The organism is Pseudomonas sp. AE27, assembly GCF_037113495.1.
Taxonomy (GTDB): domain Bacteria; phylum Pseudomonadota; class Gammaproteobacteria; order Pseudomonadales; family Pseudomonadaceae; genus Aquipseudomonas; species Aquipseudomonas palmensis.
This window is the reverse complement of the sequence record NZ_CP146966.1, coordinates 2,495,805-2,512,157: the sequence shown is the minus strand read 5'-3', so window position 1 is coordinate 2,512,157 and position 16,353 is coordinate 2,495,805. Positions and strand designations below refer to the sequence as shown.

General features: G+C 67.5%; 13 protein-coding genes. 8 read left to right on the top strand and 5 right to left on the bottom strand.

Features of this window, described 5'->3' with window-relative positions; genetic code table 11:
- Nucleotides 1–133 precede the first annotated feature (133 nt).
- The gene (locus V9K84_RS11405; RefSeq protein WP_088514877.1) at nt 134–1,057 is read right to left on the bottom strand and encodes a hypothetical protein; all 924 of its coding nucleotides are present in this window, start codon (nt 1,055–1,057) and stop codon (nt 134–136) included.
- A 268-nt stretch (nt 1,058–1,325) separates the two neighbouring features.
- Between V9K84_RS11405 and V9K84_RS11400 the strand changes: the two genes are divergently transcribed.
- Both V9K84_RS11400 and V9K84_RS11395 read left to right on the top strand, forming a co-directional pair.
- Nucleotides 1,326–1,613, top strand: coding sequence for a hypothetical protein (locus tag V9K84_RS11400; protein WP_043861117.1), 288 nt, complete (start codon nt 1,326–1,328; stop codon nt 1,611–1,613).
- Between the two features lie 267 nt (nt 1,614–1,880).
- Nucleotides 1,881–3,077, top strand: coding sequence for an HPP family protein (locus V9K84_RS11395; RefSeq protein ID WP_088514876.1), 1,197 nt, complete (start codon nt 1,881–1,883; stop codon nt 3,075–3,077).
- Here V9K84_RS11395 and V9K84_RS11390 read toward each other — a convergent pair.
- Complete coding sequence (locus V9K84_RS11390) at nt 3,018–3,881, bottom strand: LysR family transcriptional regulator (protein ID WP_054916507.1); 864 nt, start codon at nt 3,879–3,881, stop codon at nt 3,018–3,020. The two genes, V9K84_RS11395 and V9K84_RS11390, sit on opposite strands and share 60 nt — an antisense overlap.
- Before the next feature lie 144 nt (nt 3,882–4,025).
- Between V9K84_RS11390 and V9K84_RS11385 the strand changes: the two genes are divergently transcribed.
- From V9K84_RS11385 to V9K84_RS11370, 4 genes are all read left to right on the top strand, one after another.
- On the top strand, nt 4,026–4,970 hold the full coding sequence (locus V9K84_RS11385; RefSeq protein ID WP_043861114.1) for a LysR family transcriptional regulator: 945 nt from the start codon (nt 4,026–4,028) through the stop codon (nt 4,968–4,970).
- An 85-nt stretch (nt 4,971–5,055) separates the two neighbouring features.
- Nucleotides 5,056–6,468 (top strand): DOPA decarboxylase, encoded by a 1,413-nt coding sequence (locus V9K84_RS11380; RefSeq protein WP_088514875.1) that lies wholly within the window; start codon nt 5,056–5,058, stop codon nt 6,466–6,468.
- Between the two features lie 206 nt (nt 6,469–6,674).
- Nucleotides 6,675–7,844 (top strand): flavin-dependent monooxygenase, encoded by a 1,170-nt coding sequence (locus V9K84_RS11375; protein ID WP_043861112.1) that lies wholly within the window; start codon nt 6,675–6,677, stop codon nt 7,842–7,844.
- 62 nt (nt 7,845–7,906) lie between these two features.
- The gene (locus V9K84_RS11370; RefSeq protein ID WP_088514874.1) at nt 7,907–8,851 is read left to right on the top strand and encodes a flavin reductase; all 945 of its coding nucleotides are present in this window, start codon (nt 7,907–7,909) and stop codon (nt 8,849–8,851) included.
- Nucleotides 8,852–8,912: 61 nt separating this feature from the next.
- Here V9K84_RS11370 and V9K84_RS11365 read toward each other — a convergent pair whose 3' ends face one another.
- The 3 genes from V9K84_RS11365 to V9K84_RS11355 all read right to left on the bottom strand — a co-directional run bounded on the left by V9K84_RS11365 (nt 8,913) and on the right by V9K84_RS11355 (nt 12,713).
- Entirely contained in the window at nt 8,913–9,302 is a 390-nt protein-coding gene (locus tag V9K84_RS11365; protein ID WP_088514873.1) for a VOC family protein, read from the bottom strand.
- Nucleotides 9,303–9,365: 63 nt separating this feature from the next.
- Complete coding sequence (locus tag V9K84_RS11360) at nt 9,366–11,312, bottom strand: DNA topoisomerase III (protein ID WP_088514872.1); 1,947 nt, start codon at nt 11,310–11,312, stop codon at nt 9,366–9,368.
- 123 nt (nt 11,313–11,435) lie between these two features.
- Nucleotides 11,436–12,713, bottom strand: coding sequence for a bifunctional O-acetylhomoserine aminocarboxypropyltransferase/cysteine synthase (locus V9K84_RS11355; protein WP_054916502.1), 1,278 nt, complete (start codon nt 12,711–12,713; stop codon nt 11,436–11,438).
- A gap of 140 nt (nt 12,714–12,853) precedes the next feature.
- On the opposite strand from V9K84_RS11355, the gene V9K84_RS11350 reads away from it, so the two are divergent.
- Nucleotides 12,854–14,617, top strand: coding sequence for a S8/S53 family peptidase (locus V9K84_RS11350; protein ID WP_043861107.1), 1,764 nt, complete (start codon nt 12,854–12,856; stop codon nt 14,615–14,617).
- A 169-nt stretch (nt 14,618–14,786) separates the two neighbouring features.
- The gene (locus tag V9K84_RS11345) at nt 14,787–16,256 is read left to right on the top strand and encodes a SulP family inorganic anion transporter (RefSeq protein ID WP_043861106.1); all 1,470 of its coding nucleotides are present in this window, start codon (nt 14,787–14,789) and stop codon (nt 16,254–16,256) included.
- Nucleotides 16,257–16,353: the final 97 nt, after the last annotated feature.

Below are 16,353 nucleotides of genomic sequence, written 5' to 3'. Positions count from 1 at the left end.
CGCCCACAAAAAAGCCCCCGACGGGTCGGGGGCTTTGTGTGTGCATCAATGCATGAACAAGGCGATCAGAATGATGATCGGGATAGGCACACCGAGGAAGAACAGCAGTATCGAGCGCATGGTGAATCTCCTGTCAGAGGGTACGGGCAGTGGTGGGGTCGACGCGCACCGGGTCGGCCGTCAGGAACACGGCGGCATCACGGCGACGGCCACCCCAGATGGCGAACAGGCTGGCGAAGAACGCGCCGCACAGCAGGGCCACGAACATCCACAACGCAGAGGCGGCAGCGGCCTTGCGTGCGGCGTCGGCCAGTTGCTTGGCCTCTTCGATGGCCTGGCGGGCTTCGGCGAACACGGTGTCGATGCGCTGTTCGGCTTCTGCCTGGCTGATCTGGGTGCGCTGGGCAATCACGTTGGCCAGGTAGGTACGGTCTTCGGCGTTCAGCTGGCCGTCGGCCAGGCCACGCACGAAGATGCGCGCGGCAATGCCGTGGGCCGCGTCATCGGTGACCGCCACCGGGCGTTCGTCACGGAACAGCATGTCGATGAAGTAGGCCGAATCGTCATTGCTCGCCTTGCTGCTGTTGGCAGCCGCGCCGGCACCGGCCGCAGCCACGCCAGAGGCCGCCATCGCGCCGGCCTGGACGCCGCCGCTCACCACCGAGCTCACCGAACCCACCACCAGCACCGCAGTTACCAGCGTGGCAAAGGCCCAGGCCAGGAAACCGTGGGCGGTATCGCGGAAATACACTTCATCGCCATGCAGGTTGGCCCATTTGACCCGCAGCCGCCCGGCGATGTAGCCGCCCAGGCCCGAGGCAATGATCTGCGTCAGCGCCAGCCACACGATGCTCGAAATACCCAGTTGCTTGGCCGTGGCGCCATCACCCGGCCACGGCGAGACAGCCGAGAACCCCAGGCCGAAGCCCAGCACGATAAGGATCAGCGACAGTGCGGCGGCACCGGTGGCACCGGCGAAGATGGCCGCCCAGGACACCCCTGAGTGGCTGGAGGTGTCCCCCGCGGGGACGGCGTAGGTATCGGCACTTGTAATCATTGTTGGTGCTCCAGTCATGAAATGGGTCTTCCCCCTCCTGTAGAGCAGTTGCTGTGCCAAATGCTACGAAATATTTATCCTTTCAAAATCAATCAGTTGTAAAACCGAACCGTCCTAAGGCCATGCAGCCTGCATGAGTGCCCGTTTTGCCTCATGCAAATTGCAACCTTGCGCCCGACGGGGATTCCCCACACCCCGCCTGGTGGCTTACCCTAGCCGCCGGTTGGCGCCAGTGGGCGTCACGCATTCCTGCCGTTGGAGCTCTAGCATGTATCAAGACACCGCCACCGTGACCGTCAGCGCCGAATACGCAGGCAAGGAGACCGAGGCCGTGGACAATGCCAATGTGTTGATCGGGTTGAAGGTCGATGGCGAAACCCGCTTCACGGTCGAGTTCAACGGCAAGCTGGACGCCCCGCAGGACCCCACCCACATCTGCGTCACCCTGAGCAACGGCCTGTCCTATCACGGCGAGATCACCGATGGCAGGGCCGATGAAGTGGGTGGCTACATCGCCTTCGACTGCGACGGCATCGACCCGGCACTGCTTGGCTGATTCGGCCGTTCAGGCCCGGTCAGCGGCAGGAGCGCAGCCTTGCGCTCCTGCCAGAACCCTCCCGCCGGCTCATCCAGCAAAATAATTGCACTCAAGCTGCATTTTTTTGCGTTGGAGCTCATCCCCGCTTTTGTTCAGACTGCGCGCATCCGAACCCCCGGATTTCCATCTCCAGGGACGGAGCCCTTTGCGTATTGCCCCCTCGCGATACAAAGCCCCCTCGTCTTGGGCGGGCTTCTTTTATTTCAACAGGTACCAGGTCGTCGCATGTCCACCCGCCGTCTGAACAACTGGCTCGATCGCTTCATCCCCGCCGCGTTGCATATCCCGCCCAAAGAGTGGCTGCGGGCCGGCCTTGGCGCCGTGCTCGGCCTGCTGGTGGCCGGCGGGCTGTGCAGCGTGCTGTTCGGCAACGCCGTCACCCTGCACCTGATGGCCCCGCTGGCTGCGTCGGCGGTGCTGCTGTTCGGGGTGTCCTCGGGCGCACTGTCGCAGCCCTGGCCGCTGCTGGGCAGCTACAGCTGCGCGATGCTGGTGGGCCTGGTGCTGCACCACTGGCTGGGCGCGAGCCTGGTGGTGGTGTGCATGGCGCTGGTGCTGGTGGTGCTGCTGATGTGCCTGCTGCGCTGCCTGCACCCGCCGGGCGCGGCACTGGCGGTCAGCCTGGCGATGGCCGACCCGTCGCTGGCGAGCCTGGGCGCCCAGGTGGTCGAGCCGGTGCTGCTCAATGCCCTGTGCCTGCTGCTGGTGGCAGTGGTGTACAACCGCCTGACCGGCGTGCGCTACCCCAAGATCGTCGCCCCGCGGCCCGACCTGCACCGTACCCAGGATGCGCCCGTGAGCGAGCGGGTAGGGGTGAGTGCCGGCGACCTGGACCGCGCATTGAATGAACTGGGCGAGTTCGTCGACGTGACCCGTGATGATCTGGAGCGCATCATCCTGGCCACCGAGCGCCATGCCTTGCAGCGCAGCCTGGGCGGCATGACGGCTACCCGGGTGATGTCGCGCGACGTGCAGTCCGCCAGCCCGGACACCACGCTTGAGCAAGCCTTCAAGATGCTGGGCGAGCATCGCCTGAAGATCCTCCCCGTGCTCGACGAGGCGCGCCAGCTGGTGGGTATCGTCAGCGTCGGCGACCTGCTCGATTCGGCAATGGCCGCACGCCGTTTCAGCTGGCGCGCGCTGTTCGGCCGGCGTCGCCCGGTGCGCCTGGAACAGGTCATGACCAAACCGGTACGCAGCGTGAACAGCGACGAACCGGCGGTGGCCCTGATCCCGCTGCTGTGCGACCAGGGCCTGCATTGCCTGCCGGTGCTCGAAGCCGGGCAACTGGTGGGGGTGGTCACCCAGACCGACCTGATCGGCGCGCTGCACCAGCAACTGCTGCAGCGCGAGCAGGCCGGTCTAGATCAGCGGGTCCCAGCGCTGGGACCAGTCACTGTCCCCCGCGACCACGCCGCGTAACAGGCCAAACGCCTGTTGTAGCGCTGCCGAGTCGCGCTCGCGGGCGTACACCAGGTAGGTGGGGTAGGTGAACTCCGGCGCCTGCAATACCCGTTCGAGCACGCCGCAGTCCAGGTAGCTCTGCACCACGCGGGCGCGAAAGTAGCCGCTGCCGCCGTGTTCGAGGATGTACTGCAAGGCCATCGGGCCGAGGTTGAAGCTCAAGGCAGGGCGTGCGTGCTCGGGCAGCGCCGCGTCATGCTGGCGGCGGAACGCCTCGCCCCAGTCGATGTAGATATACGGCTCGGGCTGGCCGGCACGGCGTACGCACACCAGCTTCTCTTCCAGCAATTGCTCCACCTGCACCCCCGGGCCGTACCCCGGCTGGTACACCAGCGCGGCATCCAGCAGGCCCATGTCCAGTTTGCGCAGCAGCGTGTCGCTGTCGCCCACCTCGCTGCGGATGGCATGGCTGGGCACCTCCTGATGCAGTACGCGAACCCAGTCCAGCAGCAGCGGGTTGCACAGGCTGACTTCGCCGCCGATGTGCAACACCTGGTAGCCGCCGGCGGGCAACGGCAGGTCGCGCCGCGCCGCCTCCCAGGTGTGCACCAGCTGGTTGGCGTAGGCCACGAAGCCCTTGCCGTCGGCGGTCAGGCTGGCGCCGTTGCGGCTGCGCACGAACAATTGGCAGCCGAGCAACTGCTCGAGCTTCTGCACCCGTGCGCTGATCGCGGTCTGTGTCACGTGCAGGTGCTCTGCGGCGGCCACCAGGCTGCCGCTGCGCACGATTTCGATGAAGGTACGCGCCAGGTCGATATCCATGGGGGCCTCGTGTTCTACCAGTGCACAGTCTAGAGCTTTCAGTGCCCTTGTAGGAGCCGGCCTTGCCGGCGAAGGCCACGCAACGGATTTTGCGTCAGGCACAAAACCCCTTAGCCTAGGGCGACTACACCGCCGGAGCGCGCCTTGAACCCCACCTTCGCCTCGTTGAGCCTTGCGCACCTGCGTACCCTCGACACACTGTTGCAGCTCAAGAACCTCAGCCATGCCGCCGAGCGCCTGGGCAGCAGCCAGTCGGTGCTCAGCCGCCAGCTGGCGCACATGCGCGAAGCCTTCGACGACCCGCTGCTGGTTCGCCAGGGCCGCGGCTATGTACTCAGCGAACGGGCCCAGGCGCTGGTGCTGCCCCTGCGCCAGGTACTGGGCGAGCTCGACGCCCTGCGCCAACCCGAGGCCTTCAGCCCGCAGCGCTGCGAGCGGCGCTTCTGCCTGGCCGCCTCCGACTACATCGCCGAACACATGCTGCCGTTGCTGGTCAGCCGCCTGGCCGAGCAGGCGCCGGGGGTGTCGATCGACTACCGCAGCTGGTCGCCGGACCAGTTCGAACGCCTGGCCAGCGGTGAAATCGACCTGGCCACCACGCTGTTCGACAGCGCCCCGGCCAACCTGCACGGGCGCATGCTCGGCGAGGATCGCGCGGTGTGCCTGATGCACCGCGAACACCCGCTGGCCCGGCACGCCGAGCTGAGCCAGGACGACTACCTGGCCTGGGGGCACGTGCGCATCTGTGGCGGCGGCGACAAGGACAGCTTCATCGACCGCCACCTGCGCGGCCAGGGCCTTGCCCGGCGCATCACCCTGCAGGTGCCGTTCTTCTCGGCGGCGGTGCAGGTGGTGTGCGCCAGCCAGACACTGGTCACCGTGCCCGAACACATCGCCCGCCAGCTCAGCCGCCTGCACCCGGTGGTGTGGTGCCCGCTGGCGTTCGTCGAACACACCCAGCGCTACTGGGTGGTGTGGCACCAGCGCCTGCAGGCTTCGGCCGAGCACCGCTGGTTTCGTGCGCAGGTGTTCGAGCTGTGGCAGCAGTCGCAGTTCGGCGTCACCGGCAGCTATGTGGATTCGCCATAGCAGCTATGCGCGGCGCGGCGTGTTTCAGCGGCCAGCCAGCGCCTAGACTCGCTGGCACTGCAATCACACCCACAGGAGCCAGCGCGTGAGCCCAGAAGAATTTCGCCAGCAAGGTCACCAACTGATCGACCGCATCGCCGATTACCGTGCCAATGTCGCCAGCCTGCCGGTCATGGCCCAGGTCGAGCCGGGCTACCTGAAGCACGCCTTGCCCCAGGCCGCGCCGCAGCAGGGCGAGCCTTTCGAGCAGATCCTCGCCGACGTGGACCAGCTGGTGATGCCCGGCCTGTCGCACTGGCAGCACCCGGACTTCTTCGGCTACTTCCCCTCCAACGGCACGTTGTCTTCGGTGCTGGGCGACTTTCTCAGCACCGGCCTGGGCGTGCTCGGCCTGTCGTGGCAGTCGAGCCCGGCGCTGAGCGAGCTGGAGGAAACCACGGTCGACTGGCTGCGCCAGATGATCGGCCTGTCCGGTGCCTGGAGCGGGGTGATCCAGGACACCGCCTCCAGCAGCACGCTGGTGGCGCTGATCTGCGCCCGCGAGCGCGCCAGCGACTACGCGCTGGTCAAGGGTGGCCTGCAAGCGCAGGCCCGGCCGCTGATGATCTACACCAGCGCCCAGGCCCACAGCTCGGTAGACAAGGCCGCGCTGCTGGCCGGCTTCGGCAAGGACAACATCCGCTACATCGAAGTCGACCAAGCCTTCGCCATGCGCCCTGAAGCGCTGGCAGCGGCCATCGAGCAGGACCTTGCCGCAGGGCTGCAACCGTGCGCGGTGGTCGCCACCACCGGCACCACGGCCACCACCGCCCTCGACCCGCTCGAACCGATCGGCCGCATCGCCCGCGCCCATGGCCTGTGGCTGCATGTGGACTCGGCCATGGCCGGTTCGGCGATGATCCTGCCCGAATGCCGCTGGATGTGGACCGGCATCGAGCAGGCCGACTCCATCGTGGTCAATGCGCACAAATGGCTGGGGGTGGCGTTCGACTGCTCGCTGTATTTCGTACGTGACCCGCAGCACCTGATCCGTGTGATGAGCACCAACCCCAGCTACCTGCAGTCGGCGGTCGATGGCGAAGTGAAGAACCTGCGCGACTGGGGCATCCCGCTGGGGCGCAGGTTCCGTGCGTTGAAGCTGTGGTTCATGTTGCGCAGTGAAGGCGTGGAAGGCTTGCAGCAACGCCTGCGCCGCGACCTGGGCAATGCTCGCTGGCTTGAACAGCAGGTAGGTGCGGCGCCGGGCTGGGAGGTGCTGGCGCCGGTGCAGTTGCAGACCCTGTGCATTCGTCACCAGCCTGGCGGGCTGGAAGGCGAGGCACTGGACCGCCACACCCGCGCCTGGGCCGACCGGCTCAATGCCTCGGGCGCGGCGTATGTGACCCCGGCGACGTTGAACGGGCAGTGGATGGTGCGGGTGTCGGTGGGCGCGTTGCCCACCGAGCGCGAGCATGTGGCAAGGCTGTGGGAGGGGTTGCAGCAGGTGGTCAAGGGCTGATCCCTGCGGCCCCTTCGCCGGCAAGGCCGGCTCCTACCGATAGTAGGCGCCGGCCTTGCCGGCGAAGAGGCCCATGAAAAGTACAACCTTGCCTCTGGAAGGTGCATTTTCCCCCCGTCACACCCATCCCATACTGGCCCTGCATCCGCCGCCAGCTGCCCACCTCGCAGCCCGGCCCGGACATCCAATAATAAGCAGGGCCCTCCATGAAAAAGCCAAACCCGCTGCTTGAAGACCTCAAGCCACTGTTGCCGACCATCGCCGCCAACGCCGCCCGTGCCGAGCAGGATCGCCAGGTACCCGCCGAAAACATCGCGCTGCTCAAGGGCATCGGCCTGCACCGCGCTTTCCAGCCCAAGCTGTATGGCGGCCTGGAAATTTCCCTGCCCGAATTCGCCGACTGCATCGCCGCGCTGGCCGGTGCCTGTGCCAGTACCGCCTGGGCCATGAGCCTGCTGTGCACCCACAGCCACCAGCTGGCGATGTTCCCGGCCCGGTTGCAGGAAGAGATCTGGGGCACCGATCGCGACGCCACTGCCAGCAGCAGCATCGCGCCGTTCGGGCGTATCGAGGAGGTCGAGGGCGGCCTGCTGTTCAGCGGCGAGATGGGCTGGAGCAGCGGCAGCGACCATGCCGAATGGGCCATCGTCGGCTGTCGCCGCGCCAACGCCGAAGGCACCCAGGACTACTGCTTCGCCGTGCTGCCGCGCAGCGACTACGTGATCCGCGACGACTGGCACGCTGCGGGCATGAAGGGCAGCGGCACCAAGACCCTGCTCATCGACAAGGCCTTCGTGCCCGAGTACCGCATCCAGAAAGCCAAGGACATGATGGAGGGCAAGTCCGCCGGCTTCGGCCTGTACCCGGACAGCAAGGTGTTCTATTCGCCGTACCGGCCGTACTTCGCCAGTGGCTTTTCCACGGTCAGCCTGGGGGTGGCCGAGCGCATGCTCCAGGCCTTCCGCGAGAAGACCGCCAACCGCGTGCGCGCCTACACCGGCGCCGCGGTTGGCGCAGCCACCCCCGCATTGATGCGCCTGGCCGAGTCCACCCACCAGGTGGCCGCCGCGCGGGCCTTTCTCGAAAAAACCTGGCAGGAGCACGCCGACCACAGCGCCCGCCACCAGTACCCCAGCCGCGAGACCCTGGCGTTCTGGCGCACCAACCAGGGCTATGCGGTGAAGATGTGCATCCAGGCCGTGGATCGCCTGTTCGAAGCCGCGGGCGGCACCGCCTGGTTCGAGGCCAACGAGATGCAGCGCCTGTGGCGCGACTCGCACATGACCGGCGCCCATGCCTACACCGACTACGACGTCTGCGCGCAGATCCTCGGTCGCGAGCTGATGGGCCTGGAGCCCGACCCGAGCATGGTGTGAACACCGCGCCCTGCCCATAACAACAACGTACGGCTGCCCTGGCGGCAGCCGGGGAGTCTTGCATGTCTACTGAACCTGCCGTGGCCTTCGACAGCCGCGCGTTCCGCCGCGCCCTGGGCAACTTCGCCACCGGCGTCACCGTGGTCACCGCCGCCGATGCCGCGGGCAACAAGGTCGGGGTCACGGCCAACAGCTTCAATTCGGTCTCGCTGGACCCGCCGCTGATCCTCTGGAGCCTGGACAAGCGCTCCAGCAGCCTCGCGGTGTTCGAGGCCGCCACCCACTTTGCGGTGAACATCCTGGCCGCCGACCAGATCGAGCTGTCGAACAACTTCGCCAAGCCACGGGAGGACCGCTTTGCCGGCATCGAGCACCGGGCGGGCGAGGGGGGCGCACCGCTGCTGGCCGATTGCGCCGCGTGCTTCCAGTGCGAACGCCATCAGCTGCTCGACGGCGGTGACCACTGGATCATGCTGGGCAAGGTGGTAGCGTTCGACGATGGCGGGCGTTCGCCGTTGCTCTACCACCAGGGTGCGTACTCGATGGTGCTGCCGCACACCCGCATGACCCGACGCGAAGAGGGGCAGGCCCCCAGCAGCCATTTTCAGGGGCGCCTGAGCCACAACCTGTACTACCTGATGACCCAGGCGCTGCGTGCCTACCAAGCCAGCTACCAGCCGCGCCAGCTGTCCAGTGGCTTGCGCACCAGCGAGGCGCGCATGCTGATGGTGCTGGAGAACGATGCGGGGTTGAACCTGGCCGACCTGCAGCGCGAGGTGGCGATGCCGGCGCGAGAGATCGACGAGGCGGTGGCCAACCTCAAGCGCAAGGGGCTGGTGTGCGACAGCGAGGCGGCCGGGCATGTGCGCCTGAGCGTGGCCGGCATCGACCAGACCGAGGCCCTGTGGACGATTGCGCGCGAGCAGCAGGACACGGTGTTTGCCGCGTTCAGCGACGAGCAGATCGAGACGTTCAAGACGGTGCTCAAGGCGGTGATTCGCGCGTGAGCCAAAGGCTTTGCCAGCAAGGACGGCCCCTGTAGGCGCCAGCCTTGCTGGCCAAGCGCTTTCAACCCATTGGCGAGCACAGCTCCACCAGCACCCCGGCCGGGCAGCGCAAGTAGGAAACCGTCTGGCCCCAGGGCTTGCTCTGCGGCGCCCTGATTTCCTCGGCGCCGTTGACCAGGGCATTGGCGTGGGCCGCCACGACCTTCTCGGTCACCAGCGCGATCTCCATGCCCAGGGGCTTGTGGCTGTTGCTGGCGGCAACGAAACCTTCCGGGAAATTCGACTCGCCCAGTTCCAGCGACGCGAAGGCCAGGGTGGTTGGCCCGGTGTCCAGCTCGCCGTAATCGCCGGACTCATGCAGAAAACGACGCTTCAGGCCGAAGGCATTCTCGAAGAAGCTCAACGATGCCTCGACATCGGGTACATAAACGATGGTGTAGCCCAGTTTCATACACATTCCTTGTCGGTGGTTTCTGTAGGGGCCGGCCTTGCCGGCGAAGCAGCCGGCACGGGCCTAAGCCCCGGTTTTTTTCGCTTTGGTGGCACGGGGTCGCTTGCCGGCCGTGGCGCTGCTCTTGCGCTTCTTCTTCCACGGCGCGCCGCCGCGCCCGGCCGGCACCGGCGGCCCTGAAATGCGCAGGCTCATGCCCGAGCAGCGCTCCACCTGCTTGCTCATCCACGCCGACTGCTTGGCCACGAACGCTTCCAGGCTCATTTCGCCGCTCTGCACCATGTCCAGCGCCTGCTCCCAGATCGCCGTGGTGCCAGGGTCGGCAATCGCCCTTGGCACCGCGTCGATCAGGCTGAATGCCGCCGGCGTGGCCGACAGCGCCTTGCCCTGCTTGACCAGGTAGCCCCGGTCGAGCAGGCCCTGGATGATCCCGGCGCGGGTCGCTTCGGTGCCGATGCCGGTAGTGTCCTTGAGCTTCTGTTTAAGGCGCGGGTCGTCCACCAGCTTGGCGACGTTCTTCATCGCCTTGATCAGGTCGCCTTCGGTGAAGGGCTTGGGCGGTTGGGTCCACAGGTCCTTGAGGTTGACCCCGGCCACCTCGCACAGCTGACCCTCGTGCAATGCCGGCAGCACTTGCGCCACCGGCGCCTCGCGGCCCTTGGGCGGGGTCAGGGCTTCGGGCAGCGCGCGGCGCCAGCCCGGCTCGACGATCTGCTTGCCCACCGCACGCAGCGCCTGCCCGGCGCAATCGAAGTCGGCCTGGGTGCGGTCGTATTCATGGTTGGGCAGAAACTGCGCCAGGTAACGTGCCCGAATCAGCACGTACACCGACTTGTGCTTGGGCGGCAGGCGCGCCGGGTCGAGCGCGGCGGCGGTGGGGATGATGCCGTGGTGGGCGCTGACCTTGGCGTCGTTCCACGCGCGTGAGCGGCGTTGCGCCTGCAGGTGCGGCTGCAAGGGCGCCAGGCTCGGGTCGGCGCGCCCCAGCGCGGCAAGAATCGCCGGCGCCTCGGCGTGCTGGCTCAGGGGCAGGTAGCCACAGTCGCTGCGCGGGTAGGTGATGACCTTGTGGGTTTCGTACAGCGCCTGGGCGATGTCGAGGGTTTCCTGGGCGCCCAGGCCGAATTTCTTCGAGCACAGCTCCTGCAGGGTGCCCAGGTCGAAGGGCAGCGGCGCTGCCTCGCGCACGCGCTCGGTGGTCAGCGTCAAAAGGCGCGCCGTGGGCGTCGCCTGGATGGCCGCAGCCGCCTGCTGCGCGAACGCCTGGTTCAGGCAGCGGCCCTGGTCGTCGCACAGCTCGTCGGGCGCACGCCACTGGGCATTGAACACCTCGCCGGCGCTGCGCAACTGCACATCGATGGCCCAGAACGGCACCGGCACGAAATCGGCGATGCTGCGGTCGCGGTCCACCACCAGGCGCAGTGTCGGGGTTTGCACCCGGCCCACCGGCAACACGCCCTGATAGCCGGACTGGCGGCCGAGCAGGGTGAACAGCCGGCTCATGTTCATGCCGATCAGCCAGTCGGCACGCGAGCGGCCCAGGGCCGAGTGGTACAGGTTGAAGGTGGCGGCGCCGGGCTTGAGGGCGGCCAGGGCCTTGCGGATCGAGGCGTCGTCCAGCGCCGACAGCCACAGGCGCTGGATCGGCCCGCGATAGCGGCAGTGCTCCACCAGCTCGCGGGCGATCATTTCGCCCTCGCGGTCGGCGTCGGTGGCAATCACCAGTTCGGCCGCCTCGCCGAGCAGGCGCTTGACCGCCTTGAACTGGGCGGCCGTCCTGGGTTTTACCAGCATTTTCCATTGCGCCGGGATGATCGGCAGGTCGGCCAGCGACCAGCGCTTGTAGCGGGCATCGTAGGCGTCGGGCGGGGCGGTTTCGAGCAGGTGGCCGATGCACCAGGTCACCGTGACGCCCGTGCCGACCCAGCAACCGTCGCCGCGGCGGCTGGCGCCAAGGACCTTGGCGATGTCCTTGGCCTGGGAGGGTTTTTCGCAGAGGTACAGGCGCATGGCCGAGTGAGCTCTTGGTCGGGCTGTGATGGGCCCTAGAATGCGCAGGATTGGCGATGCAGGCAAGGTTTATCTGTATGGATATACAGATGAATGTGTAGCGCTTGCCTGCCCGCCGATGCCTCAGCCGCGCGACGCTTCCAGTGCCTGGGCCAGGTCGGCCAGGATGTCGTCGCTGTGTTCGATGCCGATCGACAGGCGCACCATGTCACGCGGCACGCCGGCCTTTTCCAGCTCTTCGTCGTTCAACTGGCGATGGGTGGTGGAGGCCGGGTGGCAGGCCAGCGACTTGGCATCGCCGATGTTCACCAGGCGCACCACCAGCTTGAGTGCGTCGATGAAGCGTGCACCGGCCTCCTGGCCGCCCTTGATCCCGAACGACAGGATCGACGCCGGCTTGCCCTCGGTGTAGCGCAGCGCCAGCGCGTGCTCGGGGTGGTCCGGCAGGCCGGCGTACTTGACCCACGCCACCTGCTCGTGACCCTGCAGGTAGTGGGCCACCTTCAGGGCGTTCTCGGTGTGACGCTCCATGCGCAGGGCCAGGGTCTCCAGCCCCTGCAGGATCAGGAAGGCGTTGAACGGCGACAGCGCCGCGCCGGTGTTGCGCAGCGGCACCACGCGGCAGCGCCCGATGAACGCCGCCGGGCCGAAGGCCTCGGTGTAGGTCACGCCGTGGTAGGACGGGTCGGGGGTGTTGAGCAGGGCGAAGCGCTGCTTGTGGTCGGCCCACGGGAAGTTGCCCGAGTCGATCACGATGCCGCCGATGCTGGTGCCGTGGCCGCCGATGTACTTGGTCAGCGAGTGCACCACCACGTCGGCGCCGTGCTCGAACGGGCGGCACAGGATCGGCGTGGCCACGGTGTTGTCGACGATCAGCGGCACGCCATGGCGGTGCGCGGCATCGGCCAGCGCGCGCAGGTCGACGATGTTGCCGGCCGGGTTGCCGATCGACTCGCAGAACACCGCCTTGGTCTTGTCGTCGATCAGCGCCTCGAGGGCGGCGATGTCGTCATGGGCGGCGAAGCGGGTCTGGATGCCGAAGCGCGGCAGGGTATGGGCCAGCAGGTTGTAGGTGCCGCCATACAGCTTGGCCACCGAGACGATGTTGTCGCCGGCCTCTGCCACGGTCTGGATGGCGTAGGTGATCGCCGCCATGCCCGAGGCCACCGCCAGTGCGCCCACGCCGCCTTCCAGCGCGGCCATGCGCTGTTCCAGCACATCGTTGGTGGGGTTCATGATGCGGCTGTAGATGTTGCCGGCCACCTTGAGGTCGAACAGGTCGGCACCATGCTGGGTGTCATCGAAGGCGAACGAGGTGGTCTGGTAGATCGGCACCGCAACCGCTTTGGTGGTCGGATCGGGGCTGAAGCCCGCATGGATCGCCAAGGTTTCCAGCTTCATGATGCAGTCGTTCCTTGAAAGTCGTGGAGGCCGAAGCATGCGCGGCGCGCAAACGCGGGGTCAAGCCTTGCCCCGCTGAACGATGACCTGCGCCAGCCGGTCGGATGGTCATTGCCTGCCACCCTGCAACGGAGTCGCCCATGCTGCCCCACCTGATTGCACCCGGTTTCGCCCTGCTGGCCCTGGCCAGCACCCTGGCCATCGCCGCCGAGCCCTTGCGCATCACCGGCCTGCAGCGCTGTGGCGATGTGCTGAGCGCGGTGCAGCAGCAGTGGTGCGTGAGCACCCGCGGCCTGGCGCAGGGCACGCCCGGGGTGCATCTGGACGGGCACGTGCTGCCCGCCGCCCGTGTCACCCGCGATGGCGATACGCTGCGCCTGAACCTCGATACGGCGCGGTTGGACAGCGGCCCGTTGTGGCTGCAGGACGCGGGCGGCCAGGCCAGCAACCCGGTGTGGCTGTCGCTCAAGGCCAGCCATGTGGTGCCCGCCGGGCCGGGCGAGGTGGCGAAGAACATGGACGGTCTGACCACCTATGTCGACCTGGTCAGCCTGCTGATCGAAGAGCGCCACGACGGCCTGCAGGAGGCCCGGCGCCTGGCCGACAAGTACGGCGCCAAGGTGGTGGGGGCGATCGCGCCGCTGAACGTCTACCAGCTGCGCCTGCCGGTCAGTGACCTGGTGCAGCGCGATGCCATGGTGCTGCGCCTGGGCAGCGAGGTCAGCGTGGACGCCGTGGTGATCGAGGAGTCCGCGCCGGAAAAGGGCGAGGAGCGCGAACCCGCAGATGCGCAGGCCCGGCCCGGCGGCGAGGAGTGGGCCGCCAACCGTTTCATGGACGCGGTCAACTTCTACCAGCGGCGCATCCCTGCCCGCGATGCGGCGGTACCGGTCAGCCCGGTACGCATCGGCGTGATCGAGCGCGACGTGGATTTCGACGCCCCCGATTTCGCCGATTACCTGGGCCCGTGCCGCGGCGAGCGACCACGCACCTGCCTGTACGCGCGTGACGCCGACAAGCCCGACGGGCATGGCAGCACGGTGGCCGGGGTGCTCGCCGCGCGCTGGGAGCAGGGCGGCAATACCGGTTTTCTGCGCGGGCTCGACCCGGCCAGCCCCGGCTTCGAGGTGATCGTGGAGCGCAATTCCGACGCCGGTATCACTGCCAACATCGCCGCCTCGGTCAACCTGGTGGAGGACGGCGTGCGGGTGCTGAACTGGAGCTGGGGCATCCACCGGGTGGGGGCGAAGAACGTCGAGGGCGACGAGGTCGACTCGCTGGTGCGCTCGGGCCTGGCCATGAGCGGCTATGAAGAGCTGCTGGAGGAGTTCTTCCTGTGGCTGCGCAAGGAGCACCCGGACGTGGTGGTGATCAACTCGGCGGGCAATGGCGCGTCGTACTCGGGTACCGACGAGTACCGCCTGCCGTCCTCGTTCGTCACCGAGCAGTTGCTGGTGGTGGGCGGGCACCAGCGCAGCGAGCGCCCGGTGGCGGTGGATGATCCGGCCTATGTGGTCAAGCGCGCCGCCTCCAACATCGACGCGCGCGTGGACATCACCGCCGCCGCCTGCGTGCAGGCGTCCACTGCGCAGGCCGACCAGCGCGGCGAGGTGCACTGCGGTACCTCCTATGCCACGCCGATGGTGGCCGGGGTGGTGGCGGCCATGCTCTCGATCAACCCGCGCCTGCAGCCCGAGCAACTGCGCCTGTTGCTGCGCCGCAGCGCCATGACTCTGGGCGGCGAGGGCGACTTCGAGCCGATGGACGCCGAAGACCTGACCGCGCCGATCCTGCCGTCCGAGCGCAACTACCAGCTCAATGACAAGGACGTCGGCCGCTCGGCGCGGCTGGACATGCACAAGGCCCTGGACCTGGCGGTGCAGAGCCGCGACCGGGTGCGATGAGGGTGTCGCCTTCATCGCGGCTCCAGCCCGCTCTGCACAGTCCAGTGGGAGCGGGCTTGCCCCGCGATGGCTGCGACGCCGTTTGTGTTTGAGGTAAGCTAGCCAACCTTTTGCACCCCCTCGATACCCTGTCACCCCCGCAGGCGATGCCCTGCCGATTGGAACCCCGATGCAGCCCACACGCAAACCCTTCCGACTCGCCCCCGTGCGCGCCGACGTGCTCGCCGGCCTCACCACCGCCTTCGCCCTGGTGCCCGAGTGCATCGCCTTCGCCCTGGTTGCGCACCTGAACCCGCTGATGGGCCTGTACGGCGCCTTCATCATCTGCACCCTGACCGCACTGTTCGGTGGGCGCCCGGGCATGGTTTCCGGCGCCGCCGGCTCGATGGCGGTGGTGATCGTCGCGCTGGTGGTGCAGCACGGCGTGCAATACCTGCTGGCCACGGTGCTGCTGGGCGGGCTGGTGATGCTGCTGTTCGGCCTGCTGCGCCTGGGCAAGCTGGTGCGCCTGGTGCCGTACCCGGTGATGCTCGGCTTCGTCAACGGCCTGGCCATCGTGATTGCCCTGGCCCAGCTCGAACACTTCAAGTCCGGCCAGGCCTGGCTTGCCGGCAATGCGCTGTACCTGATGCTCGGCCTGGTGGCACTGACCATGGCCATCGTCTACGTGCTGCCACGCCTGACCCGCGCCGTGCCGCCGGCGCTGGTGGCGATTCTCGGCGTGGGCCTGCTGGTGTACCTGTTCGACCTGCCCACCCGCACCCTGGGCGACATGGCGCACATCGCCGGCGGCCTGCCGGGCCTGGCCCTGCCCGAGGTGCCATGGACCCTCGACACCCTGCGCATCATCGCGCCATACGCAGTACTGATGGCCATGGTCGGCCTGCTCGAAACCCTGCTCACCCTCAACCTCACCGACGAAATCACCGAGAGCCGCGGCCACCCCGACCGCGAATGCGTGGCGCTGGGCGCGGCCAACATGGTCTCGGGCCTGTGCGGCGGCATGGGCGGCTGCGCGATGATCGGGCAGACCGTGATCAACCTCGGCTCCGGCGGGCGCGGTCGGCTGTCGGGCGTCGTGGCCGGGGTGATGATCCTGATGTTCGTGCTGTTTCTCGCGCCGCTGATCGAGCGCATTCCGCTGGCGGCACTGGTGGGGGTGATGTTCGTGGTGGCGCAGCAGACCTTCGCCTGGGCATCGCTGCGGGTGCTGCACAAGGTGCCGGTGAACGACGTGCTGACCATCGTGGCGGTCACCGTGGTCACGGTGTTCACCGACCTGGCGGCTGCCGTGATGTTCGGCATCATCATCGCCGCCCTGAACTTTGCCTGGCAGCAGGCCCGCGAGCTGTACGCCGACAGCGACGTGCACGCCGACGGCAGCAAGCTGTACCGCGTGCACGGCACCCTGTTCTTTGCGTCGGTCACCACCTTTCTGAACCAGTTCACCCCGGCCGACGACCCGGCCGAGGTGACCCTGGACTGCGCCCACCTGCGGGTGGTCGACTACTCGGCGATCGCTGCCATCAAGACCCTGCGCGAGCGCTATGCCAAGGCCGGCAAGCACCTGCGCGTGGTGCACCTGACCGAGCGCTGCAAGCAACTGCTCAGGCGTGCGGGGGAGCAGCACACCGCCTGAGCCCACGCGCATTTTTAAGGATCTGCTGATGGTCCGCGCTGCGGCATGTGCCTGAACATTGGCCTGTCACGGGAGTGACGTTCTCTGACGGCAAGCC

Bases quoted from the DNA above. Each gene is read 5' to 3' on its own strand.
- V9K84_RS11350 (WP_043861107.1), top strand. From the start codon at position 12,854: ATGCTGCCCCACCTGATTGCACCCGGTTTCGCCCTGCTGGCCCTGGCC.
- V9K84_RS11360 (WP_088514872.1), bottom strand. From the start codon at position 11,312: ATGCGCCTGTACCTCTGCGAAAAACCCTCCCAGGCCAAGGACATCGCC.
- V9K84_RS11400 (WP_043861117.1), top strand. From the start codon at position 1,326: ATGTATCAAGACACCGCCACCGTGACCGTCAGCGCCGAATACGCAGGC.
- V9K84_RS11345 (WP_043861106.1), top strand. From the start codon at position 14,787: ATGCAGCCCACACGCAAACCCTTCCGACTCGCCCCCGTGCGCGCCGAC.
- V9K84_RS11370 (WP_088514874.1), top strand. From the start codon at position 7,907: ATGTCTACTGAACCTGCCGTGGCCTTCGACAGCCGCGCGTTCCGCCGC.
- V9K84_RS11390 (WP_054916507.1), bottom strand. From the start codon at position 3,881: ATGGATATCGACCTGGCGCGTACCTTCATCGAAATCGTGCGCAGCGGC.
- V9K84_RS11395 (WP_088514876.1), top strand. From the start codon at position 1,881: ATGTCCACCCGCCGTCTGAACAACTGGCTCGATCGCTTCATCCCCGCC.
- V9K84_RS11405 (WP_088514877.1), bottom strand. From the start codon at position 1,057: ATGATTACAAGTGCCGATACCTACGCCGTCCCCGCGGGGGACACCTCC.
- V9K84_RS11365 (WP_088514873.1), bottom strand. From the start codon at position 9,302: ATGAAACTGGGCTACACCATCGTTTATGTACCCGATGTCGAGGCATCG.
- V9K84_RS11375 (WP_043861112.1), top strand. From the start codon at position 6,675: ATGAAAAAGCCAAACCCGCTGCTTGAAGACCTCAAGCCACTGTTGCCG.
- V9K84_RS11355 (WP_054916502.1), bottom strand. From the start codon at position 12,713: ATGAAGCTGGAAACCTTGGCGATCCATGCGGGCTTCAGCCCCGATCCG.